This window comes from Chitinophaga sp. 30R24 (assembly GCF_049056765.1).
In the GTDB taxonomy this organism is placed as follows: domain Bacteria; phylum Bacteroidota; class Bacteroidia; order Chitinophagales; family Chitinophagaceae; genus Chitinophaga.
Window position 1 is genome coordinate 28,655 of record NZ_JBJGXX010000013.1, and the last position, 24,144, is coordinate 52,798.

The 24,144-nt window shown below is 41.7% G+C and carries 18 protein-coding genes and 1 tRNA gene; 15 read left to right on the top strand and 4 right to left on the bottom strand.

Features of this window, described 5'->3' with window-relative positions:
- Nucleotides 1-8 precede the first annotated feature (8 nt).
- The 10 genes from ACDQ55_RS19020 (at nucleotide 9) to ACDQ55_RS19065 (ending at nucleotide 16,018) form a co-directional block, all read left to right on the top strand.
- Entirely contained in the window at nucleotides 9-1,397 is a 1,389-nt protein-coding gene (locus ACDQ55_RS19020) for a DUF5009 domain-containing protein (protein ID WP_420983093.1), read from the top strand.
- Between the two features lie 46 nt (nucleotides 1,398-1,443).
- On the top strand, nucleotides 1,444-3,306 hold the full coding sequence (locus ACDQ55_RS19025; RefSeq protein ID WP_420983094.1) for a sodium:solute symporter family protein: 1,863 nt from the start codon (nucleotides 1,444-1,446) through the stop codon (nucleotides 3,304-3,306).
- A gap of 12 nt (nucleotides 3,307-3,318) precedes the next feature.
- On the top strand, nucleotides 3,319-4,005 hold the full coding sequence (locus ACDQ55_RS19030) for a GDSL-type esterase/lipase family protein (RefSeq protein WP_420983096.1): 687 nt from the start codon (nucleotides 3,319-3,321) through the stop codon (nucleotides 4,003-4,005).
- Entirely contained in the window at nucleotides 4,006-4,905 is a 900-nt protein-coding gene (locus ACDQ55_RS19035) for an alpha/beta hydrolase (protein WP_420983097.1), read from the top strand. It abuts the gene before it with no gap.
- A gap of 17 nt (nucleotides 4,906-4,922) precedes the next feature.
- Entirely contained in the window at nucleotides 4,923-5,858 is a 936-nt protein-coding gene (locus tag ACDQ55_RS19040; protein WP_420983098.1) for a DUF4434 domain-containing protein, read from the top strand.
- 889 nt (nucleotides 5,859-6,747) lie between these two features.
- Nucleotides 6,748-7,872 (top strand): efflux RND transporter periplasmic adaptor subunit, encoded by a 1,125-nt coding sequence (locus ACDQ55_RS19045; protein WP_420983100.1) that lies wholly within the window; start codon nucleotides 6,748-6,750, stop codon nucleotides 7,870-7,872.
- 27 nt (nucleotides 7,873-7,899) lie between these two features.
- A complete protein-coding gene (locus ACDQ55_RS19050; protein WP_420983101.1) occupies nucleotides 7,900-11,058 on the top strand; it encodes an efflux RND transporter permease subunit in 3,159 nt (1,052 codons plus the stop codon).
- 25 nt (nucleotides 11,059-11,083) lie between these two features.
- On the top strand, nucleotides 11,084-12,523 hold the full coding sequence (locus ACDQ55_RS19055; protein ID WP_420983103.1) for an efflux transporter outer membrane subunit: 1,440 nt from the start codon (nucleotides 11,084-11,086) through the stop codon (nucleotides 12,521-12,523).
- A gap of 261 nt (nucleotides 12,524-12,784) precedes the next feature.
- Nucleotides 12,785-15,226: an alkaline phosphatase family protein gene (locus ACDQ55_RS19060; RefSeq protein ID WP_420983104.1), complete on the top strand. Its 2,442-nt coding sequence runs from the start codon at nucleotides 12,785-12,787 to the stop codon at nucleotides 15,224-15,226.
- A gap of 267 nt (nucleotides 15,227-15,493) precedes the next feature.
- Nucleotides 15,494-16,018, top strand: coding sequence for a hypothetical protein (locus ACDQ55_RS19065; protein WP_420983105.1), 525 nt, complete (start codon nucleotides 15,494-15,496; stop codon nucleotides 16,016-16,018).
- Nucleotides 16,019-16,152: 134 nt separating this feature from the next.
- On the opposite strand, the gene ACDQ55_RS19070 is transcribed toward ACDQ55_RS19065, so the two are convergent.
- The 3 genes from ACDQ55_RS19070 to ACDQ55_RS19080 form a co-directional block, all read right to left on the bottom strand.
- Nucleotides 16,153-17,001 carry a GIY-YIG nuclease family protein gene (locus tag ACDQ55_RS19070; RefSeq protein WP_420983106.1) on the bottom strand — a complete coding sequence of 283 codons (849 nt, stop codon included), beginning with the start codon at nucleotides 16,999-17,001 and terminating at the stop codon, nucleotides 16,153-16,155.
- A gap of 297 nt (nucleotides 17,002-17,298) precedes the next feature.
- Nucleotides 17,299-17,763, bottom strand: a complete 465-nt coding sequence (locus ACDQ55_RS19075; RefSeq protein WP_420983107.1) for a nucleotidyltransferase — start codon at nucleotides 17,761-17,763, stop codon at nucleotides 17,299-17,301.
- A complete protein-coding gene (locus ACDQ55_RS19080) occupies nucleotides 17,760-18,194 on the bottom strand; it encodes a hypothetical protein (RefSeq protein WP_420983109.1) in 435 nt (144 codons plus the stop codon). Before ACDQ55_RS19080 ends, ACDQ55_RS19075 begins: the two co-directional genes overlap by 4 nt.
- A gap of 989 nt (nucleotides 18,195-19,183) precedes the next feature.
- Here ACDQ55_RS19080 and ACDQ55_RS19085 point away from each other — a divergent pair.
- The 5 genes from ACDQ55_RS19085 (at nucleotide 19,184) to ACDQ55_RS19105 (ending at nucleotide 23,694) form a co-directional block, all read left to right on the top strand.
- Nucleotides 19,184-19,315: a helix-turn-helix domain-containing protein gene (locus ACDQ55_RS19085; RefSeq protein WP_420983201.1), complete on the top strand. Its 132-nt coding sequence runs from the start codon at nucleotides 19,184-19,186 to the stop codon at nucleotides 19,313-19,315.
- An 85-nt stretch (nucleotides 19,316-19,400) separates the two neighbouring features.
- Nucleotides 19,401-20,414 carry a glycosyltransferase family 9 protein gene (locus ACDQ55_RS19090; RefSeq protein ID WP_420983110.1) on the top strand — a complete coding sequence of 338 codons (1,014 nt, stop codon included), beginning with the start codon at nucleotides 19,401-19,403 and terminating at the stop codon, nucleotides 20,412-20,414.
- Nucleotides 20,415-20,421: 7 nt separating this feature from the next.
- Nucleotides 20,422-21,150, top strand: coding sequence for an ATP-binding cassette domain-containing protein (locus ACDQ55_RS19095; RefSeq protein ID WP_420983112.1), 729 nt, complete (start codon nucleotides 20,422-20,424; stop codon nucleotides 21,148-21,150).
- Nucleotides 21,147-22,748, top strand: a complete 1,602-nt coding sequence (locus ACDQ55_RS19100; RefSeq protein ID WP_420983113.1) for an MBL fold metallo-hydrolase — start codon at nucleotides 21,147-21,149, stop codon at nucleotides 22,746-22,748. The genes ACDQ55_RS19095 and ACDQ55_RS19100 overlap by 4 nt, the downstream gene beginning before the upstream one ends.
- Nucleotides 22,749-22,767: 19 nt before the next feature.
- Nucleotides 22,768-23,694 (top strand): hypothetical protein, encoded by a 927-nt coding sequence (locus ACDQ55_RS19105; RefSeq protein ID WP_420983114.1) that lies wholly within the window; start codon nucleotides 22,768-22,770, stop codon nucleotides 23,692-23,694.
- 327 nt (nucleotides 23,695-24,021) lie between these two features.
- Here the strand turns inward: ACDQ55_RS19105 and ACDQ55_RS19110 are convergent.
- Nucleotides 24,022-24,095: transfer RNA gene (locus ACDQ55_RS19110), tRNA-Pro, on the bottom strand.
- Nucleotides 24,096-24,144 lie beyond the last annotated feature (49 nt).

The following is a 24,144-nucleotide window of genomic DNA, read 5'->3' on the forward strand; positions in this document are numbered from 1 at the left end:
TGGAACCTATGCAACAACGTGATGATAGTCTCGATGCTTTAAGGGGATTGGCGATATTGGCTATGGTGCTGAGCAGCAGTATTGCTTTTGGGATACTGCCAGCCTGGATGTACCATGCTCAGGAGCCACCGCCTACACATATTTATAGGCCCGAATTGCCTGGTATATCCTGGGTAGATCTGGTATTCCCTTTCTTCCTGTTTAGTATGGGCGCTGCTATCCCGTTGGCATTGAATAAAAAGCGTAAAGAGGAAGCCGGTTGGGGAGCGTTATTATCTATTGCAGTGCGGCGGTATTTGTTGTTGGTTTTCTTTGCCTTGTTTACCATGCATGCTCGCAGCGCTGTTGTAACGCCAACTGGTTGGTTGTTGCAGCTGGGCGCTTTTGCACTCTTATGCTTTATGCTGTATAAGCCTGTTGCAACCTTACGTGCTAAAATATGGGTTGTTATCAGGATACTCGCTTTCATAGCAGCCGCTCTGATGATGTACCTGATGCCGCTGAAAAGTGGTAAAGGATTTTCTTTGTTCCGGAGCGATATTATTATCCTCGTATTGGCTAATATGGCTTTTTTTGCAACCATTATATGGTGGTGCACCAAAGATAATCCCTGGCGGCGGATAGGCCTATTGCCCTTTATAATGGCAATATTGTTGGGCGCCGGAATAACCGGCTCTTTGAATGAAGCCGTTTTTCAATGGTCGCCATTACCCTGGATGTATAAATGCTATTACTTAAAATACTTATTCCTGCTTATTCCCGGTACATTCGCTGGTGAATGGATACTAATACATGCTGCCGGAAATGTACCCAATGCCTCCGGTCTGGCGTCTGCAGGCAATTTTGGTGCGCTTGCAGGCCTGGCGCCTCTTTTATCTTTTACGCTTATTGTTACCAATGTCATCTTCCTGTTTAGCCGGCAATTGTTGCTCAATATGGGAGTAACAGTAGCGATAAGTTTGCTGTTATTCCAATTGTTACGTAGTAACGCTTTATTGTTCCGTTTTTTTAAAGCAGGCGTATATCTGTTACTGTTAGGGTTTTTTTTTGAAGCGTATGAGGGAGGGATAAAAAAAGATCCTTCCACGTTCAGTTACTATTTTGTAACCGCGGGCCTCGCCTTTTTTATGTTGATTACCCTTTATGGTTGCCAGCTTACCGGTGTAGCAAAAGGGATCTTACGCTATTTAAGCCTTCATGGCCGGAATCCTATGGTAGCCTATGTAACCGGTAATCTCCTGCTATTGCCCCTGTTGCGGCTTAGCGGGGCTATCACTTATTACACCGGGATGCAATCAAATATAGCAGGTGGTTTTTTAAGTGGTGTATTATTTACCGGTATTGTATCCGGGGTTACCGTCTTTTTTACAAAGCGGAAATGGTTATGGAAAACTTAATCAAATCCTAACGAGTGTTATTTAATTCTTTCAATATTACAGTATCATGAATCTTGCGACCATAGACATTTTGATTATCATTGTATACCTTATCGTCATTATTGGCCTGGGGTTCTGGATCTCTAAAAAAGCATCCGGTAATATACAAGCCTATTTTCTGGGAGACAATAATATCAAATGGTACTGGCTGGGCTTTAGTAACAGCAGCGGTATGTTTGATGTGAGCGGTACAGCATTTTATGTAGCGTTATTATTTATCTATGGTTTTAAGGCAGCCTGGTTGCCCTGGCTATGGCCGGTTTGGAACCAGGTGTTTGTGATGGTATTCTTGGCCATATGGATACGTCGGAGTAATGCCATGACTGGCGCCGACTGGATCATTAAGCGTTTTGGTGACGATAAAGGCGGCAGGCTGGCACATATGATTGTTGTAATATTTGCAGTGGTGAGCGTGATTGGTTTTATCGGATATGTATTTGTAGGGATAGGAAAATTTGCATCCAATATGTTGCCCTGGGACCTGTCAAATGCTGTATTTACCAGTCCGCAGACTTATGCGTTGATTATAGTGGCGCTCACAACGGTTTACACAGTAAAGGGAGGTATGTATAGCGTAGTGGCTACTGAAGTACTGCAGTATGGTATTCTGGTAGTAAGCTGCATACTGGTAGTCATTTTTGCAGTAAAGGGAGTGGATTATGATTCCTTGCATCAGCGGCTGCCACAAGGTTGGGCCTCTTTTTGGCCGGAATGGAAATTGAACATTAACTGGGATGGTACTTTTCCGCAGGCCAACCGTAAAATTTCAGAAGATGGTTTTACCTGGTTTGGCGCTTTGATGCTGATGATGGTGAGTAAAGGTATTTTTTCGAGCTTGGCTGGGCCTGTACCTGGCTTCGATATGCAACGTATACTCAGCGCCAGCCGGCCCTGGGAGGCAGCTAAACTGTCGGGGTTTACCAATCTGGTATTATTTATTCCCCTGTTTATGATGGTAAGCGCCTTAACGCTGATCGCCTTTAACGTATTTATGCCGGTATTGCAGGCGCAGGAACATCCTGATTTTGAGACGATTCTCAGCCACGTAGTAGGCGGTTATTTGCCGGTTGGGATACGGGGCATTGTGCTGGCGGGTTTGCTGGCTTCTTTCATGAGCACTTTTTCTGCTTTTGTAAATGCGGCGCCTGCCTACCTGGTAAATGATTTTTATAAGAAATATTTCCGTAAAGATGCTCCTCCCAGACATTACGTGAAATGTAGTTACTGGGTATCTATCGCCATCATTGCTGTAGGATGTTTCTTCGGGTTGTTTGCAGACTCTCTCAGCTCCCTGACCTTATGGATCTCCTCTGCACTCTATGGCGGTTATGCAGCGGCCAATGTGTTGAAATGGATCTGGTGGCGGTTTAACGGTTATGGCTATTTTGCCGGTATGTTGGCCGGACTGGTAACCGCTACCTTTGTACCCCAGTTAATGAACTGGCTCTGTAGTCATTATTTTACAGCCTATCAAAACCTGTTCGGTAGCGGAATCGGCACCCTCATCTCTTTCTTTATCATTCTGATATTGTCTATGCTTGCCAGTGTGATTGGCTGTTTGCTGACACCTCCGGCAAATAGGAAAATGCTTGAAACATTTTACGCCAATACCCGTCCCTGGGGGTACTGGAAACCAGTATTGCAATGGGTACGACTGGAAAATCCAGACTTTGAGCCAAATAAACAATTTAAATGGGATATGCTGAATGTATTGATCGGTATCTGTTGGCAGATGAGCATGGTGATCATGCCAATATTCTTTGTATTCGGTTATATCGGCAATGGATGTACGGCTGCTGTTGTATGTGTTATCTGCATGATCATCCTGAAATTCACCTGGTACGACCGGCTTAAAATAACAGCAGTATAATAAAATAAGCATATGAATAATTTATTCTCACGCCTTGCCTGCGGCAGTTTATTATGCATGGGCATGGCAACTACGGCATTGGCCCAACAGAAAATAGACAGTAGTTACAATAACACTTATTATCAGGGGAGAATGGAATTGTTCAACAGTTTGCCCCTGCAAAAGCATGCTATTGTATTCCTGGGCAACAGTATCACAGAACGGGGCGCCTGGGGCGAATTACTGCCAGGTATAAAAGTGATGAACCGCGGTATTGGCGGAGATAATACCTTTGGCGTGCTGGCTCGTTTGGAAGGCGTAGTAAACGCCGTACCACGCAGGCTCTTTTTGCTCATCGGTATCAATGACCTGAGCCGTGGGTTGCCGGAAGAAGTGATCCTACATAATTATGATCGTATTGTTGGTTATATCCGGCAACACTCACCCAAAACAAAAATTTATGTTCAGAGTGTATTGCCGTTATATGAACCAATGACCACTGCCGCTTACCTGAAAAATAAAAAAGACAGTATCATTCAACTCAACGTGGGTATCCGTAAGATAGCGGCGAAGTACAACCTGACTTTTATCAATCTGCATGAAGTATTTGCAGATACCAACGGAGATCTGAAAAAAGATCTGACCATTGATGGTATTCATCTGCGGCCTGAGGGATATGTTGTATGGATCAATTATCTGAAAGACAAGAAATATCTGTAAATGAAAAAGAAGCTGTTATACTTGTTAGGATGCCTATTTTTAGTTGGTGGGTTGCATGCTAAAGATTCAGGGTATAGTGTCGCATCCGGCGTGCAGCGTATAGTTCCCCGGCGTGAGGTCTATGCTGTTAAAGGCAGCGACACGTTGTGGTTCGATCATTATCTTCCGCAAACCACTTCCAATGGTATCTCTATATTGTTTGTGCATGGCGGTTCCTTTACAGGCGGTGATCCTGTTAATCAGGCGCCTTTTGCCGAGGGGCTTACTAAACTGGGCTATAATGTATTTGTGGTCAAATACCGCCTATACCTGAAAGATAGGAGCTTCGGTTGCGAAACCATGGTGCCGGAAAAGTTGAAAGCCATCCGGATAGCGGTAGAAGACACTTGGGATGCTACTAACTATTTAAGGCAACATGCTGCTGTTTTACAGGTGGATACTACCCGGCTTTTTTTGGCGGGCAGTAGCGCCGGTGCAGAAACGGTCCTTAACCTGGTGTTCAACCCGTTTGTCAGTAAACGGGATAGTAGCTATCAATCATTCCGCTATGCCGGCGTTTTGTCTTTTTCCGGTGCCATCCTGGATATAAACAAGATATACCGCCAACCTGCATTACCCCTGTTACTAATGCATGGTACCAACGATCAAATGGTACCTTATGGTACTGCTGCACATCGTTTTTGTACGGCTAGTGATGCCGGCTGGATAATGATGTTTGGTTCAGGTACCTTGTACGACACATTGCAACGACAGCAATTGCCAGTAACATTATATACCTATGTAGGGATGGGGCATGAAGTAAGCAACTTCATGTTCAGGAAGTTCAAAGAAATGGATACGTTTATGCAGCAGGTAGTAGAGGGAAAAACAGAAACCGTTCAACATTTTATCGATAAATAGAAAATATTGTAAGCGATATGAAGATAACAGGGACATTTCTGGATGAGATTAGCCACGACATACCTCATCAAAATTGGGGCGCAAAAGAATGGCGTAGAGATTTTGAATATATGAAAGCAATCGGTATAGATACCGTTATACTGATCCGCAGCGGTTATAGGCGTTTTATTACCTTTCCTTCCGCCTACCTGATAAAGGAACATCAATGCTATAAACCGCCTGTAGACTTGGTAGAGCTTTTCTTACAGCTGGCAGATGAACTGGACATGCAGTTTTATTTTGGCCTGTACGATAGCGGTGAATACTGGGATACTGGCGACATGCAGCATGAAATCGACAGCAACCGTTTTGTGATAGATGAGGTTTGGAAGAATTACGGCCACCACAAAAGCTTCAAGGGATGGTATCTCAGCATGGAAATCAGCCGTAAAACCAAAGGCGCTGCGGATGCTTTCAGAACCCTGGGACTGCAATGCAAACAAGTGAGTAATGGGTTGCCCACTTTTATTTCTCCATGGATAGATGGCAAAAAAGCGGTGATGGCTGCTTCTGGTACCCTCACCAAGGAAGATACCATATCATTGAAAGCACATGAAGAGGAGTGGAGCGAGATCTTTGCTGGTGTACAAGGTGCGGTGGATATTGTTGCTTTTCAGGATGGGCATATCGACTACCATGAACTGGAAGACTTTTTTGCAGTGAACAAGAAAATGGCAGACCGGTTTGGTATGCAATGCTGGACAAATGCAGAGAGCTTCGACAGGGATATGCCGATCAGATTTTTGCCGATCAAGTTTGAAAAATTGCGCTTAAAGCTGGAAGCCGCCAGGAAGGCAGGGTATGATAAGGCGATCACGTTTGAGTTTTCACATTTTATGAGCCCACAATCTGCGTATTTACAGGCCGGTCATTTGTACCACCGGTACCAGGAGTATATAGAAACGTTGAAGTAAGTGGAGTTTGGATAGTAAGACTTTAAAGAAGCCTCTCTTTTAACAGGGAGGCTTCTTTGGTGTAAAGATGGGTCTTCCATGGGAAGATAGGTTAAACCGAGTTATGATAAAATATTTTTACATGATGATTTTTATTCTGATTATAAGTATATTATAGTTTATTATTTTTATAATATAGAGAAAACCAACTGTTATGGACTTGCCATAAGTTGGCTATGTGTAAATTACATAGAAATAATTCAATGTTTCTATGTAATTTGCGCCGTCAATGAGAGATAAGTAAATAGGTTCGAAAAAATAGGGAAAGTGCTGGCTGATTCCGGTTGAAATACCAGAATGTATCATGGAAGGCTTGTCATGTGAAATATGCTTTAAATACGGCAACGCTAGCTAAGTATAGCTTATTTATAAATCGTGACGGCTATTTTTTGATGAATACATAGGTAAATTCGAATGCGTCTATATGAATGATCGTATAAAATCACTGGTGTCCATCAGCAGTTCAATGGTTAACTTATTGATTCTCTTTTAGAAATACGATATAAGGAGCATCTGTTGATTGATTCAGCTTAAAAAAATGTGCTAATGGCTTATTTAAAAGTAAAACAACGAAACATTTCTATATATCTATTTATAATAGTGAAATAAAAAAAATATAATAATATGATAAGTGAAACAATGAAGCGATTACCCTTTGGGAATAAGGTACTTAGAGATAGTTACGTCGATAGTAACAGCTTAAAAATCGAAATGAATAGTTATTGAAGGATGATAAAAAGGAGCATTATCAATGCTGCAAGTAAAGCAGGTGCTCTTTTTATCTACGATTTCCTTCTATCAAATATCATAAAAATTGATAAAACACATAGCACATACACGATTAATTATCATGAAGCAGACTATTTTATCTATAACGGGTTTATTTATAGCAAGCTATGTTTTGCTATTATTAACAGGTTGCTCATTGCATCCTGCACAAGAGAAAACGGAGCAACCACAAGTTGTTTCCGTTATTACCATTGATACCACCTCCATCACAACGTACAGCAATTTTCCTGGTAGTCTGGAAGGCGTTACTAATATAGAGATCAGGCCACAGGTAGAAGGCTACCTCGAAAAAATATATATTGATGAAGGAGCATACGTTAAAGCAGGGCAGCCTTTGTTCCTGATTAACGATAAACCTTTTAATGAAGAGCTTAATAATGCAAATGCGGTAATACAAATAGCTAAGGCCAATGCCCAAAAAGCGCAGATTGAAGTAACCCGCTTACAGAAACTAGTAGCAGGAAAAGTAATCTCCCAAGTACAACTAGACAATGCAAAAGCAATTCTTGATGCGGAAAATGCAAACGTGTCTAAGGCGGAAGCAGCGCAGAAAGGAGCTGCTATCAACAAAGGATTTACCCTGATCAAAGCTCCCGTTAACGGATATATTGGACGGATACCTTACAAAATAGGAAGTCTTGTAGGCCATAATGAACCGCTTCCCCTGACTCAGCTCTCAGATATTCATGAAATGTATGCCTATTTTTCAATGAGCGAGCAGGACTTTCTACAGTTTAAGCAGCATTATCCGGGAAATACGATAGAAGAGAAAATAAAAAACATTCCGGAAGTAACCCTGTTGCTACCAGACAATTCAGCATACCCTGAAAAAGGGAAAGTAGAAACAATTCAGGGACAGTTTGATAAAACTACCGCTGCAATCACGTTCAGAGCTGCCTTTCCTAATACAAGTGGCTTGCTGCGGTCAGGAAATACAGGGACGATTGTTATGGCGCAGGAAAATCGTGGTATCATTCAAGTGCCACAGGCAGCTACTTTTGAGCTGCAAAACAAGGTGATGGTATTTGCTATAGGAAAAGACAATAGGCTTATAAATATGCCTTTAAAAGTTGTTGGGAAGGATGATACGAATTATATCATTTCTAATGGGTTAAAGCCAGGAGACCGGATCGTGTCAAAAGGTATGCAACGCTTGCATGAAGATATGCTTGTCAGCACTAAATAACCCCTTTTTGATTTAATAAATAATTTTATGCTTAAAAAAATAATTAACCGTCCTGTAACGGCTACAGTGGTTTCTATTATCCTGGTGATCCTGGGTATACTGGCGATGAAAGCTTTGCCAATGGAAACATTTCCTGAAATAGCTCCGCCTTCTGTAGTTGTATCTGCACGGTATCCTGGCGCGAGCGCTGAAGCTGTTGCCCGTTCTGTAGCCACCCCTTTGGAACAGGTTATTAATGGTGTGGAGAATATGATTTATATGACATCTTCTTCATCGAATGACGGTAGTTTAAACATTACTATATTTTTCAAATTGGGTACAGATCCAGATCAGGCTGTCGTTAATGTGCAAAATAGAGTGTCGCAGGCAGTGAATCAATTGCCCAAAGAGGTAGTGAATACGGGGATCGTAACATCTAAACAAAACAATAGCACCATCATGATTATAGATCTTGAAAGCAAAGATCCAAAATATGATGCGGCATTTTTAAATAACTATGATCTGATCAATATTGTACCTACTATACAACGTATCAATGGAGTGGGAAAAGTATCCGTATTTGGCAGTAAAGATTATGCCATGCGGGTGTGGCTCAACCCAGGTAAGCTTGCTGCTTACGGCATGACGCCGCAGGAAGTGATGGATGCTATTAATCATCAGAACCTGGAAGCGGCGCCAGGAAAATTTGGAGAAGGAAGTTCGGTTGCCTTCGAATATACCATTAAATATAAAGGTAAATTGAGTGAGGAACCCGATTATGAAAATATTGTGATCCGTGCCAAGCCTGATGGATCTGTACTATTACTGAAAGATGTAGCGAGAGTGGAATTGGGATCATTAGACCATGTATATGCTTCCAGCCAAACCATGAAGGGGGGAAACGCTGAGATTGGGATTGCCATCATGCAAACGCCTGGCTCAAATGCCAATGAAATCCAAATAGCGATTTTGGATTTTATGGAAAAAGCAAAAAAAGACTTTCCTAAAGGAATTGATTATTACGTTACGTATAGTACTAAACATTTTCTGGATGCTTCTATTGAGCAAGTGCTTCATACGCTAATCGAAGCTTTTATACTGGTGTTTATCGTAGTATTCATCTTCCTGCAGGATTTCCGTTCTACTATTATTCCTGCGATTGCTGTTCCTGTTTCAATTATAGGTACTTTCTTTTTCATGAAGTTGTTTGGGTTTACGATTAACCTACTTACACTTTTCGCCCTGGTACTTGCAATAGGAATTGTCGTAGACGACGCTATTGTTGTAGTAGAAGCTGTACATAGTAAGCTGGAACATCATGCCTCTGACGCGAAAAAGGCTACAATAAATGCAATGAGTGAAATTACCGGAGCTATTTTCTCCATTACGCTGGTAATGTCTGCTGTATTTTTACCTATAGGGCTGATAGATGGACCTGTAGGCGTTTTTTATAGGCAGTTCGCATTTACGCTTGCTATTGCGATTGTGCTTTCTGCCATTAATGCGTTGACTTTAACGCCTGCATTAAGTGCCATTTTGCTGAAGAATGTGCATAGTGAGATCCTGGAAGGAAGAAAGAAAAAAGGTATTCATAGGTTTTATGAAGCCTTTAACGCAGGTTTTCATACTGTAACAAGAAAATATGTAAATGCTGTCCGTTTTTTAATCAGGCGTAAATGGTTGGCTATGGGAGGACTGGTAGTAATCGCTGTTAGTTCGGTATGGATAGCTAAACATACTGCAAAGGCATTCATTCCTACCGAAGACCAGGGATTTATCATGACTGCTTTTAATATGCCTCCAGGTACTTCTCTGGAACGTACAAAATCAGCGATCAAGCCAGCTAGCGATAGGCTGGACAAATTTGAAAGCATGCTATTCCATGCTGTAGTAGACGGAAGTAACCTGTTGGCGGGTACAGTATCACCATCTTTTGCCGCTTCGTACTCCATTTTAAAACAACCTGATGAGAGAGGGAAAACTAAAGACATAAACGTGATTATGGATTCTATCAGACAGGTTTTTTCCAATCTTCCGGAAGGCAGCTTCTTTACGTTTGCTATGCCGACTGTACCAGGTTTCGGGAATGTGGATGCGCTGGACGTGGTGTTAAAAGATAATACAGGAGGGGCGATTGCCAAGTTTGGAAAGGTAAGCGATGATTTTATTGCTGCGTTGTTAAAGAGAAAAGAAATTCAAACCGCATTTACTTCATTTAATGCCTCTTTCCCTCAGTATATGTTGGAAGTGGATGCTGTTAAAGCCAAACAATTAGGTCTTGAGGTAAGTGATGTGTTGGGAACCATGCAGGCCTATTATGGTAGTATTTATACATCCGACTTTAACCGGTTTGGTAAATATTACCGGGTTGTTGTACAGGCAGAAGCGCCTTACCGGTCGAGCGAAAATTCACTGGATGAAGTTTATGCAAAAAATAATATTGGGGAAATGGTACCCATCAAATCTGTAGCTAAATTGAAGCGCGTTTTTGGTCCCGAAGTAGTTACCCATCTTAATCAGGCCACTTCTATCAATTTAAGTGTACAACCCAAAACAGGTTTTTCAACAGGTGATGCCATCAATGCGGTAAATGAAGTAGCCGCCAATGATTTACCTGCCGGCTATTCCCATGAGTATATTGGTATGGCCAAACAGGAGCAGGAAGCGGGTAACCAGACGATATTTGTTTTTGCCTTGTGTATACTGTTCGTCTATTTTCTGCTGGCAGCGCAATATGAAAGTTATATACTCCCTCTGGCTGTTATCCTTTCGTTACCAACCGGAGTTTTCGGTGTATTTGTGTTTATTAATATGGTGGGTGTTTCTAATAATATTTATGTTCAGATCGCCCTGATCATGTTGATAGGACTACTTGCTAAGAATGCTATCCTGATCGTAGAATTTGCGTTGCAACGCCGCCATGCTGGTAAAACGTTAGTTGCGTCTGCAATGGAGGGAGCCGCTTTGCGTTTACGTCCGATATTAATGACTTCTCTCGCTTTTATTGTGGGTATGTTGCCATTGTTCTTTGCCAAAGGAGCCTCCGAACAGGGCAACCGGTCTATATCTTCAAGTACCATTGGCGGTATGCTTTTCGGAGTTATATTAGGCGTTTTCATCATCCCCGTTTTGTTTGTGATTTTCCAATCGTTACATGAGCGGGTATTTGGTGTAAAACATATACCTGTTAAAACAGTAGAGGGGTAATTTATAAAAATAATTGTTAATCAAAATGAACAAGAGAATACATATATATAGTATGATAGCCATCGCCATGTTGATTGCTTCCTGCCGTGTAGGGAAAGAGTATCAACGTCCGAACCCAGGTTCGGACGTTTCCTTCAGGGAAGTTAATGATAGCTTGCCTGCACAAAAAACAGCTACTGTTGATATTGCAGCTATTCCCTGGAAGGTTTTTTTTACCGACACAACACTCCAGCATTTAATTAGTCAAGTGCTGGACAAAAACTATGATCTTGCAACCGCTTTAAATAATATCAGGAAGAACGAGGAATATTTGAAACAGGCAAAGGTAGAATGGTTGCCAGCGGTAACAGCAAATGTTGCGGCAAATACTAACCGGTTTGCCGACAATAGTCTGAATGGTCCTCGCGGATTTAATTTAAACAATACCATCGGTGCTAATCATATTGAAGACTATTCAGTGAGCCTGGGGGTAAGCTGGGAAATAGATATTTGGGGCAAAATAAAGAATCAAAAAGAAGTAGCATTAACAACCTGGCTGCAAAGCGAAGAAGCGGCCAAGTCTTTACAAACCCGTTTAATCTCTGCTACGGCAGCAGGCTATTACAATTTACTGATATTACATGAGCAATTGGAAATTGCTGGTAATAATGTTGCGTTGAACGACACTATTGTGAGCATGACCCAATTACAGATGGAAAATGGGGAAGCGACAATACTTGCAGTGCAACAGGCAGCAATACAAAAGAAAAAGACGCAATCGTTGATACCGACATTGGAGCAGGCCATACAGATCCAGGAAAATGCTTTGAATATATTAATGGCCCATCAGCCACAACGAATCCATGTAAATACAGATATACGACATTTTGATATACCGGATCAATTTGCAACAGGTATCCCTGCGGAATTATTAAACCGGCGTCCCGACGTACGGGAAAGTGAATACGCACTTCGTGCTGCGAATGCACGTATTGGCCTTGCACAGGCAAATATGTACCCGGCGTTAAGTATTAGTGCAGGAGGGGGGCTCAATGCTTTTCAGGCTGTTAACTGGCTGAGTTTACCTGCATCATTGTTTGGAAATATTGCTGGTGGTGTATTGCAGCCTGTGTTTAATAAAAGACGGCTTAAAACGAATTTAAATGTTACCCGCATTGAATATGAACAGGCGGTTACCAATTTTAAGAGTAAGTTCCTGAATGCAGTATCAGAAGTATCAGATGCTTTAGTGCAATCTGAAAAATTAAAAGAAAAGCTTGGGATTACTCAATCTCAAGCTGATATTCTTCAAACTGCCATGCCTAATGCACAACTGCTTTTCACAAATGGAATGGCTAGCTACCTGGAAGTGATTGCTGTTGAGCAAAGCTTGTTGCAAAACAAACTTGAGTTGGCTGATCTGAAAAGACAGCAGGTAACGGCTTATATACAGTTGTACCGTGCATTGGGTGGCGGAACGCAATAAGATGCAACCGGAATGGAGGAGGCCGGGCTTTGTCTATTTCTGGAGTGGTTGCCAGTCGAGGCGTGTTATTAGTCTATTTAAATTAGATAACAATATGATAATATCTTCGGTTAGCGGATTGCAAATCAATACAGACATAAGGAAAGCAAAGATGATGTTAAAGATGTAATGGGTTACAGTATGGCCGGTCAACAGCATGATTCCCTTTTAATTACCTTTGCAACCCTAATTTAATTAAGGTCAACTGATTTACTGAAGCCGATGAGACAATCATTTATTCTAATGCTGGCCCTTTCGTTTATGGCGAATAGGGTTGCTGCACAAACGCCCGGATTGCAAAAAGGGACCCAACAGGTTCTTTTACCTAATGGCTGGAAGCTAAGTCCGGCGGGCCATTCCATATTGCTGGGTGATCTTCCGCTGAATATGCAACTCAGCTCATCAGGAAAGTACCTGGCGGTTACCAACAATGGACAGAGTACACAATCTGTACAGCTTATCAACCCCAGAACTGAAGAGATATTAGACAGTTGTATTCTGGGTAAAGCCTGGTACGGACTGGCCTTCACCAAAGATGAAAAACATTTATATGTTTCTGGTGCTAATGATAACTGGATACTCGATTTTCCTATAACAGCCGGCAAATTGGGGAAAAGTGATACCATCGTGTTGGGAGCTGCCTGGCCAAAGGAAAAAATAAGCCCGGCAGGTATTGCTGTTAACAAAGCCAACAACCGTTTATATACGGTTACTAAAGAAGATAGCAGTCTTTATATCATTGATCCCGCAATAAAAAAAGTACTTAATAAAGTGCAGCTCCCGGACATTGCTTATAGCTGTTTATTATCACCAGATGAAACCAGGTTGTATGTAACTATTTGGGGCGGCCGTACAGTAGCCGTTGTATCAACAGTTACCGCACGGATTGATGCATTCATCCCAGTAGGCGATCATCCGAATGAGATGTTGTTAAATAAGCATGGGAAGTACTTATTTGTAGCCAATGCCAACGATAATACCGTTTCAGTGATTAATACCGGTAATAATAAAGTAATGGAAACAATTTCCACAACGCTTTATCCTACTCAACTGATCGGATCAACCACTAACGGACTTGCATTGAGCGCTGATGAAAAAACTTTATATATCGCTAATGCCGATAATAATTGTTTGAGCGTTTTTGACGTTTCTAAGCCAGGTCATAGTGAAAGCAAAGGATTTATTCCTGTGGGTTGGTATCCTACCTGTGTAAAAGTAATTGGCTCCAAGATACTGGTTGCCAACGGTAAGGGAAATACTTCCCTGGCTAACCCTGAAGGTCCGCAACCTGTCAGCAGGCTGGACGACAGCGGTATTCACGTAGGAAGTACTGCAAACAACCGTCTTCAATACATTGCTGGTTTATTTAAAGGGACCTTATCATTTATCGAAGTGCCCAAACCAGATCAACTAACCACCTATACCCGGCAGGTATATGCCAATACCCCCTTTAACGATAAAAAGGCTATCCTTGCTGATGGTGAGGCAGGTAATCCTATACCGCGTAAACAAGGTGAGCAATCACCTATCAAGCATGTTTTTTATATCATAAAGGAAAACCGCACTTATGATCAGGTATTAGGAGATTTGCCTCAGGGTAATGGTGATTCTTCCCTCACCTTGTTTGGCAGGGATATTACGCCTAATCATCATGCATTTGCAGAGGATTTTGTGTTGTTGGATAACTTTTATGTAGATGCAGAAGTGAGTGCAGATGGTCATAATTGGAGCATGGCAGCCTACGCTACCGATGTGGTGGAAAAGACATGGCCAACCAGCTATGGCAATCGTGGAGGATCAACTTCTTACGAAGGCGGCCGCCCGGTTACTTACCCCAAAGATGGTTTTATCTGGGATTATTGTCAACGTGCAGGAATTACGTACCGCAGTTACGGTGAGTTCGGCGCTTACAATAAAGCCGCCCTCAAAACTTTGCAAGGGCATATGTCGCCTTATTCGCCAGGCTTTGATATGGACATCAAAGATCAGGTGCGGGTGGATGCCTGGCAACATGATTTTGACTCCCTGTTAGCCATTAATGCTGTACCTCAATTCAGCACTATCCGGATTTCCAACGACCATACCAGCGGACAAAAGAAAGGAAAGATTTCACCTAAAGCGGCTGTTGCCGACAATGATTTAGCTATCGGACGCTTTTTAGATCACTTATCACATAGTCCTATCTGGAAAGAATCTGTAGTATTTATCCTGGAAGATGATGCCCAGAACGGCCCCGATCACGTAGATGCGCATCGCTCACCTGCATTTGTATTAGGACCATATGTAAAAAGGAAGGCAGTTGTACATACAATGTATTCTACTTCGGGTTTCCTGAGAACGATGGAACTGATTTTGGGTTTGCCTCCGATGAGCCAGTATGATGCCGCAGCTATGCCATTATATGAATGCTTTACAGCAACGCCAAACCTCACCGCGTATGATGTAAAGCCCGCCCTCTTTGACCTGGAACAGCGTAATGTGGCAGTAAACGAGAGCAGCAAACGTTCAGAAAGCTTTAATTTGGCGAAAGAAGATGCTGCGCCGGATTTAGAGCTGAATGAAGTGATCTGGAAGTCTGTTAAAGGCGAAAGTGCCGTTATGCCTGCTCCCAAAAGAAGCGCTTTTGTAATTTTGGAAAAGAAGAAGAAAGATGATGATGATTGATTTTGACCTGGATTAATATGGTAATTTAAAAAGACCGTCTCTGATAAGTTTGAGGCGGTCTTTTTTTGTTTTTAAATTATTCCCGTACAGATCTTTTTTGATAAGGTGTAATTATGCAGGGTTCCCGTTAGGCTCAACTAAAGCTGTTTCATGGTAGTTGAGTTGTAAAATATGCAGGAATGATCTAAATTAACAGCTTATAAAAATACTATGATGCGCTATTTCTTTAGACGATGTCTGCTGCTTTTCATTGGTTTACCATCCGCTATGGCACAAAAACCGGCCAACGAATTACATTTTACCAGCAGTCAGCAACAATTAATTACCGTATACAAGGGCACCATTTTCGTGAATGGGAACAAAGCTTTTGTGTTTCATGAAGACGGTATTAACTACAAGAGCAAACGTAACCGCCTTGTAGAAGATCGTAGTTCAGTATTCCTCTTCCTGGAAATAGATGGAAGCCCGAATAAAAACAGGATGTACGTATTTAATATTGATCATTCCCGGGCAGATTCCATTTTAGATGCCATCAGCTCAGACGTTAAAGACTTGGATCATGACGGCAACTTTGAATTTGGCGGTAGCGATCTCACAGAAGTACATCCTTCTCCCGACTCTATGTACTATGTACCATCAAGGTTTTATGAAATAAAGAAGGGTAAGATTACTTATGATGCGGAACTGACAGAAAAAACGGACATGAAAGTAAACGGTGTTTACCTTTCAGATCCATTGGATAAGGATGGGAATTGCTGCAAGGTTATTCCGAAGCCTAAGAAACGTTATTAGCGCTTATTATTATTTCATAAGTATGTTGACGTTGCTATTTCCTGTAGCGGTAATGTTCTCGTTCAAACCTTTTTGGCCGTTTCAGGTAATATACCTTCGAAAGAATTACATCATATCAAAAATATAATTATTTCTTATAAGTCAAAATGTTTTAGCTGAACGCCTTCACTTGTTTTCCATTCAAGCGGGCCGCTGGCAGATCTGGCTAAAGTAGCAGCCGCAGCTCTAGCGGGAGACGTAAATACATAGTCTTTTGTGAGACGATAAAAGTCTTCATCTACTTTCAAATCCCCATCATTAAGCATTTGTTGTCTTTCGAGCCGAATGCCATCCGGTAAGGATGGTTGTTCGTTTATCATGAATAATGATTCTTTATACACAATGAATCCTTCTGTAGACGGGCTTCCTTTGCTGTCAGCTCCAGCACCGTTCCTGCAATAGAACATTTGTTGCTCCGACACCTTGGTTTCAAGTGTTTCTTCCAAAGATTCTAATATTTTATGGCCCAAAGTAGCTGTTAGTACTTTAATATGAGCTAAAAATTCTTCCAATTCTGCTTGTTCAGCCTCCGATAGTTCGGAGCGAGTGGGGGTGTTTTGATTGATAGAATATCTTCCTGCCTTAATTGCCAATTCATGCAAACGGTTTTCTAAGTATTTCACACTTGCTTTGTTAAGATATTTATCCTTACTGCCGAAAAAGATCACTTCATGCCAAAAGTCCTTATTGGAAATATGCTGGGTTAAGCGATCTGCAATAACTTCAGCCTCACCAATATAAGCTGCATCTTCGTTGTTTTCTCCTTTTCCAATTAGAATATATACGCCTGGCTTCTGGAATTCGATACGATTGCTATATTCTTTGATTTTAATTCGAGGTACTTTTATACCGATACCTGTCCAATTACTTAGCTCTGCCGTAGTAAGGCCATTTGTAGTGCCATCTACTAGAAACAGGCGAATCGTTTTTCCGTAAGTGGTCATCTTTAACTATTGAGATTTTATATTATGTTAATGGATAAAGTCCGGTGGCCATTATAACCTGAATTCAGCTGCCCAATACGCAGTTTCGGTGCTTCTACATTAATCTAATTAATGTATTTCTTACCTTTCGCTTGCTTAATTAATTTTCCAAACCTCTTTGGCTCCATCTGAACTCCTCAGCCATTGGAGGCCATTTTCGACTTGAGCAAGTGTATATTGTTGTTTACGATCGCTCCAGCCAAAGAAGTTTTCTATTAATTCCTTATCTACAGTTATTATATACCATTGCTTGGTGTATTACTTATTTTTCGGCAGTATCTTTCTTATTTCTTTGATATCAGTTAAATCTTGGCTTCTACCTGCTGCTTGTTTATTTTTTAATAAATCTTGGAGCCCGATAAAAGATATTTCTAGTCCATCATCCAGTACAATCTGCTGGCGATTTTTTACGGCCTCACCGAATTCAACGCCATCTATACTATTTAGAATGTCAATTCGCAAAGGGGGATAACCAATTTGATTGATATATTCTTGTTGTAAAAAATCTTCTTTCTCAAAACCTAAAGATCCCATACCAAAGTCTCGAAGTACATGAAGCATACGCTCAGCATTTTCAAAAGAAACGTTGATCCAAATATCTAAATCACCTGTGTGTCGGGGTTTTCCGTGAAAAGCCAAAGCATAACCACCCACGACCATATAAGCCACCTGATGTTTATTTAGCAGCGATACAAACTCCTCAAAATCTTTTGCCAGAATCATGATCTTAAAGGTTTTTTATTTATAACTGTTTTATCTAGGCGGGCTCCTTTAGCTAAGGACTGGCTGACTATAAAGGTAACAGCTTCTAGTCTTTTACTTGAAGATTGATTTAGCCAATATTCCCAGTCTCTAATAACGTCATTTGCTTCATTGATTGCGACTTTGCGAACAATCGGCATTATTCTGCGATTGATATTGGATGACATGTTTTGGGCTTTGGGCTGAGTAATTATATTTTTTCGTTCCACGCGTACTTCATTGTTTTCAAATGGGATTTTTCCTTTGCTTAAGTAATTATTAAGAGTGTTATAATTGTATTTCGGATAACTTAAGCAAAAATTTTTGAGATTTGAAAAAATCTCAAAAGAATGGTCTTGCTGGTTTTTCCAGTGCACAACCACAACTCTTCTATTTGAAATTGACATTGTCATATTTCAAAATTAACAAATAATCTGTAAATATTGGTCATCTTGCAATTGACTTTTACATAAGTGGTTGATAGTTAATGTATTTTACTTTTGCACTTTTAATAAGAATAAGCTGGCTAAAATTTCTGCATGAAAAGTAGAGATAATAATAATGCTGTAAAATCTAATTTAGATTTTGCAATTTTAATACTGCAAGTTTGTAATGTATATCATCTTTCCGCACCTTTATCATAACAATTGTTGATTCACTGAGTGAAAAATTACTGGTAAAATCACTCACGGGATTATTCAGCGAATAATGGAATTTTAGGCGTTTTTTAGCCCATATTGGAGAAGTGCGCAAAATAAAAAATCTTGTAAATCATTGATTTACAAGATTTTGTCGGGACGACTGTCCGACGCCAATGTGCTCGCAATATATTGATAATTAGTAGCTTAATTAAAGATCATTTTTGCCTACTCAGTGGATTACGTACCACCGTAAAAGAGCGTTTACGCCATAAAGATAATCAATGTACTGCTTTGCAACAATCTTTGCATAGTAACTGCTTTGGTAAGCAATGGATTACTTTGATGGTAAACTATTGCAGGCAGTTATGGAATGCTTTGCTATCTTAAGCAATAGGTTAATACCATTCTATCAGCTTTGGACACCCCTAAAATTGCTTAATTAGAAGGTGTCCACCTAGGAATTGTCAACTCCTGGATGGAGTACTTTGGTTTATTTTGCTAAGCTGTCATGAATAGAGTATGCCGTTCATTACGGGATATGTATAGCAAACGTATGGGTATTGATATTGGTGGTTATCGTTTCACTCGTCCCAATTGATCCTTGTGATTCGGTTGCAGTAGCATAAATCGTTATGCCAACTGGAACAACAAACTGTGCTACATAAACTGACCAATAGCTTTTCTCAGATTATCGTATATGCATTAACATTTCGGAATGTTAGTACCTGCAAACAAAGACATCCATTACAGGCAATACATTACTGGCAATATCTCACGCAACTATAGCCACCGATCTGGCTACTTCACGGGAAGCTATTTCAAGGGTAATGAAAAAACTGGAACGAGATCAGAAGGTACAGCAGTCCGGTCGGAAGATCCAACTGCTGGTATAATAAATGTTGTTACCCATTTTTCAATTCCCGGGTTTGGAAGTTTACTTTTTTTTGTAACTTTTCTTCATGTAACCCGCGATATACTATGCAACCTTCCAATATACTATTAGAGAGAATATTAGAAAATAACCAGCAACTCCAAGTAGAACACGTCAAAAAGATCTTAATCATCTATGAGGAAAAATCATTCTTCATCGGAGATACCTGCCTGCTGTTTAATAAACTCAGGTATGTCAGGTCCTTCTTCCCGAATGCAGAGGTTGATATCAACTTTCTCAATAAGAAGAATATGAGATTGTATAGGCCTATTCTTGAGAATAGCCCAAATTTCGACAATATTAAAGACGACGAATGGTCTGACATTCCATTTGAAGATTATGATATGTTGCTATGTATTACATACAAGGAGCCGGTACTGCTGAACTTCTTGTATGAAAAATACCGGCATCAGATCCGTAACAGGCAATTCCACCTGGCCGTCTTCTCGTTCTCCGAAAGTACCCTCGCTAAAGAGCCCACTGCTGAATACCTGTTCCCTGATTACGAAGCACTGCGGGAATATACGGTCAGCAATAGCAGTAAGGTGCCATGTGAGCTCTACGTTACCAATGAGGAACGGGCGTGGGCGGATCAATGGCTTGAGTCAAACGGGATCAAGAAAGGGGAGCGGCTGTGTATTCTGATGGACTCTGCATCTGAAAAGAGAAAGTTATTGAACATCGATGTGTATTTCGATTTTCTGGCCGGCATACTCAGACAACCCAACACCAAAGTATTGATCTTCGATGAAAAGAATATAGGTAAAGAAACTTTTTATGGCGAATGGCTGGGTAAAGAGAATATAAAGAATGTGATCTTTTCCAAACAACTTCCATTCCGTCAGGACCTGGCACTTATCAGCTCCAGCTACCCCAAAATGGTTTTCGGACCTTGTACGGGACTGATGCATTGCGCTTCAAGTATCTATAATAACTTGCTGCGTAAAGGCTTGCCTGTCGCAGATATACCTTTACTTATCACTTATACGGGAGAGTACCTGGGCGAGCGTAACAGTATTAATGTCTGGTGGGGCGATCGTACAGGGCAAGGTGGCTGCTGAACGGGTCATGCAACTGAAGAATGACCTCGCCCCGCTGTATGCCCGGAATCTACCTGCTGATCCGGATGCCGCTGTAATGGATTTTGAAAGTCTCTCACTTCGGGGAGTGGAATTCTCTTATAATGGAGGTTTTAAGGTAGGTCCCGTAAACCTCGATGTGAACAAAGGCGATATCATTTTCATCTACGGCGGCAATGGCAGCGGTAAAACAACATTGATGTTCCTGCTGCTGGGACTACTGGGCAGATCGGCCGGCACGACATCCGTAAACGGACAATGTTTAAAAGAGGATGAATATGAAAGTTTCCTGCGTTTATACGCTGTCGTGTTCAGCGATTTCTATTTGTTCGATGAGTTCTATGGCATCAGTGACCTGGATGAAGAAAAACTGTCCCGTTACCTGCACCTGTTTGAAATGGAATCGAAAGTCAGCTTCCGGAAAAACAAGTACTCTGCTACAAACCTGTCCACAGGGCAGCGTAAGCGGCTAGCTATTATTGCTGCTTTAATGGAAGGCAGGCAGATCCTTTTGCTGGATGAATGGGCCGCCGACCAGGACCCTTTCTTCAGAAAGAAATTTTATACACAGATCCTTCCAACATTAAAAGAAGAGGGAATTACAATAGTGGCAATTACCCACGACGATAAATATTATTCCTGTGCAGACCGGATCTATAAAATGGAGGAAGGAAGATTAAGCCACGAGATCCTGCAAAAAAAAAATAAAAGAATATGAGCCCTGAGAAATATTACCTTAAGCCTAATGTAGTAATCGAACCGATGGTAGACAGATGGTATGCATGGAGTCATTTGATCTCTCCTGCAACAGCTGCGATGAATATCGTAGGCCGACACCTGTCAATTATGGAGTCATACGTTATGGCCCCCGAAATCCACGCAGAAGCTGTACTGAACCCACAGATGAAAGGCGGGCCTTTTATGGACCTGACGGGGAACAGGGCCGAAGAAGTGGCCGTACTGAAAGACAGCACACTGGCTAAACGTCATAATATGTTGCGTTTCGCACAGGCGGTTAAGGAACTGAACGACCTGCTGCGCAATGAAGCTAAAGGGTTCGCATTGGAACAGCTGTATAAAAAAGTACCTGACATTCTGAAAGGATATGTGGAATTATTCTATGACCGTAATAACAATCCTGACTTCCGCTTCTTTGAAGCATTGCTGTACGAAAGTGAATTCTACGACAAGAGTGCACAAAGCATCGCCTTATGGATAACCGATAATGATCACCGGCCCTTTTGTCTCAGCACACCACGACTGGAAGAAAAAGATGTATTGCTGCTGGATCTTCCCCTGGGAGACCCGGCCATCGATGAACTGGCCCGGATGAAGAAAACACCGCAGACGATTGAACACATCGCAGACCTGTTAAAAATACCTGCCGCTAAGATGGACCTGTTCTGCAGCTTTTTTACTGATGAAGCCTTGCCGGAATATAAACGCTACCAGAGCGACAAGATCCGCATGCGGTATTTCGGACATGCCTGTATCCTGATCGAAACAAAAGACATTAGCATCCTGGTAGATCCTCTTATCAGCTATTATGGGTATCAGTCAGACGTTGCCCACTATTCAGATATTGACCTGCCCGACACAATAGACTATGTCCTCATCACCCATAACCATCAGGATCATATCTTATTCGAAACGCTTTTACCACTCAGGCACCGTATAAAGAATATCATAGTACCCCGCACCTCAGGCGGAAAGCTGGAAGACCCCAGCCTGAAACTCATGTTTAATAACATCGGGTTCAATAACGTAAGGGAGATCGGCGAAATGGAAAATATCCGGTTCGCTGATGCCACTATTACCGGCCTGCCCTTTACAGGAGAGCACAGTGATCTGAATATTGCTACCAAAGCCTGTTTCAAGGTACAGATAGACAAATTCAAGCTGCTGTTTATGGCCGATTCCCGCGTCGTTGAGCCGGCACTATACGAGCATGTTAGCAGGATCACCGGTCCGATTGACGTACTGTTCCTCGGTATGGAATGCGATGGGGCGCCATTGTCCTGGTTATACGGACCTCTGCTCACAAAGAAGATCCAGAGGGATCAGGATGGCAGCAGACGCCTGTCCGGATCAGACTGTGCCAAAGGAACGCCCCTGGTGGAGATCTTTAAACCGAAGGAGTTGTATGTTTATGCAATGGGACAGGAGCCCTGGCTTGAATTTATCAGCAGTATTAAATACACTGATGAGTCAAATCCTATTATTCAATCACAGAAACTAATAGATCTTTGTAAAGAAAAGGACATTATATCGGAACGTTTGTATGGAGAGAAAGAGCTCTTCTACGAAAAGAATTGAATAATTAAAGATAGTTAGTATGAATTGTAAAAGAAGTATTGCACTGTTTGTTTTAATGCTGCTGTATCTGGCGTCCTGGTCTCAACAACGGCCGGCATACATTTACAGAAATGCTAAAGACAGTCTTCAGGATTTTTATTCTATACGCCAGCCCGAAGGTCAGGTAAAAGGAGCTATAGTGCTGGTAAGTACAGGGCTGTCTGAAGCCGCGAAGAAAGCCGCCTATGCAAAAGGGATCCTCTTAATGACAGCAGTGCTTACAGATAACGATCTCGATTTTTTAATGGATGACCTGTTACTGAAAAGACTGGATTCAATGATCCATGAAGCAGCCGTAAAGTACCAGGTCCCCGCCGGTAAAATAGTCATAGGCGGTATGTCTGCTGCAGGCGCCACGGCAGTCCGGTTCGCAGAGTATTGCGCGCGTAATGAGAGCGCTTTTAAGATCATGCCTGTGGCAGTATTTGCCGCAGACCCTCCCTTAGACTATGAGCGGCTTTATAATGAATCGGAAAGTTCTGTTCTCAGGAACTATAATGAAGATGCCGTTACCGAAGGCAAACAACTGATAGCCTTATTTAAAAGCAAACTGAAAGGTTCACCCAGGGATAACAGGAAAGCATATGAACGGGTATCCCCGTTCAGCCATACAAAGGAACACGGAGGGAACGCCGCTGTCCTTAAAGATATGCACGTAAGAATGTATAGCGAGCCGGATATCAATTGGTGGATCAATAACCGTGGGAAAGATTTTTACGACATTAATGTATTGGATATCGCCGCTTTTATTAACCAGCTGAGATTACTCGGCAATAAAAATGCAGAATTAATAGCAACCGACAACAAAGGCTATAGGAAAGACGGAAGCAGACACCCGCATTCCTGGAGTATTGTCGATGACATTGCACTGCTCGAATGGAGCATCCGTTTATTTGAAACCCGTTAATACCTTCAATACCATTTTTCTGGACAAAATCATGCTCTCAAAATCGGTGGCCCACAGGCCCAAAAAGTGGCGGAAAATGATACACTTTGACATTAAAGCATTCCAAAGAAAACCAGCTGGAATACTTTGCTATTCAACGTTTTAAACATTTCCACTGAGTAGGTAAAGTTACTCAGTAGCTTACTCAGTGGATTACACGCTGGAAATATTGAAATACCATCAAATACATTGGAAGAGGTGGGGCATAAAAAAGCCCGCAAACTCAATGTCTGCGGGCTTTTGTGACATACTTTGCTATAAATAATTATAAAGTATTTCACCCTAAAGTCGGGACGACTAGATTCGAACTAGCGACCCCTTGCACCCCATGCAAGTGCGCTACCGGGCTGCGCTACGTCCCGAACTATTTCCGGTGTTTTTCCCTTTAACAGGGATGCAAAAGTAGGTAAT

Coding starts and splice junctions, on each gene's coding strand:
- ACDQ55_RS19020 (WP_420983093.1), top strand. CDS start 9: ATGCAACAACGTGATGATAGTCTCGATGCTTTAAGGGGATTGGCGATA.
- ACDQ55_RS19025 (WP_420983094.1), top strand. CDS start 1,444: ATGAATCTTGCGACCATAGACATTTTGATTATCATTGTATACCTTATC.
- ACDQ55_RS19030 (WP_420983096.1), top strand. CDS start 3,319: ATGAATAATTTATTCTCACGCCTTGCCTGCGGCAGTTTATTATGCATG.
- ACDQ55_RS19035 (WP_420983097.1), top strand. CDS start 4,006: ATGAAAAAGAAGCTGTTATACTTGTTAGGATGCCTATTTTTAGTTGGT.
- ACDQ55_RS19040 (WP_420983098.1), top strand. CDS start 4,923: ATGAAGATAACAGGGACATTTCTGGATGAGATTAGCCACGACATACCT.
- ACDQ55_RS19045 (WP_420983100.1), top strand. CDS start 6,748: ATGAAGCAGACTATTTTATCTATAACGGGTTTATTTATAGCAAGCTAT.
- ACDQ55_RS19050 (WP_420983101.1), top strand. CDS start 7,900: ATGCTTAAAAAAATAATTAACCGTCCTGTAACGGCTACAGTGGTTTCT.
- ACDQ55_RS19055 (WP_420983103.1), top strand. CDS start 11,084: ATGAACAAGAGAATACATATATATAGTATGATAGCCATCGCCATGTTG.
- ACDQ55_RS19060 (WP_420983104.1), top strand. CDS start 12,785: ATGAGACAATCATTTATTCTAATGCTGGCCCTTTCGTTTATGGCGAAT.
- ACDQ55_RS19065 (WP_420983105.1), top strand. CDS start 15,494: ATGGCACAAAAACCGGCCAACGAATTACATTTTACCAGCAGTCAGCAA.
- ACDQ55_RS19070 (WP_420983106.1), bottom strand. CDS start 17,001: ATGACCACTTACGGAAAAACGATTCGCCTGTTTCTAGTAGATGGCACT.
- ACDQ55_RS19075 (WP_420983107.1), bottom strand. CDS start 17,763: ATGATTCTGGCAAAAGATTTTGAGGAGTTTGTATCGCTGCTAAATAAA.
- ACDQ55_RS19080 (WP_420983109.1), bottom strand. CDS start 18,194: ATGACAATGTCAATTTCAAATAGAAGAGTTGTGGTTGTGCACTGGAAA.
- ACDQ55_RS19090 (WP_420983110.1), top strand. CDS start 19,401: ATGCAACCTTCCAATATACTATTAGAGAGAATATTAGAAAATAACCAG.
- ACDQ55_RS19095 (WP_420983112.1), top strand. CDS start 20,422: ATGCAACTGAAGAATGACCTCGCCCCGCTGTATGCCCGGAATCTACCT.
- ACDQ55_RS19100 (WP_420983113.1), top strand. CDS start 21,147: ATGAGCCCTGAGAAATATTACCTTAAGCCTAATGTAGTAATCGAACCG.
- ACDQ55_RS19105 (WP_420983114.1), top strand. CDS start 22,768: ATGAATTGTAAAAGAAGTATTGCACTGTTTGTTTTAATGCTGCTGTAT.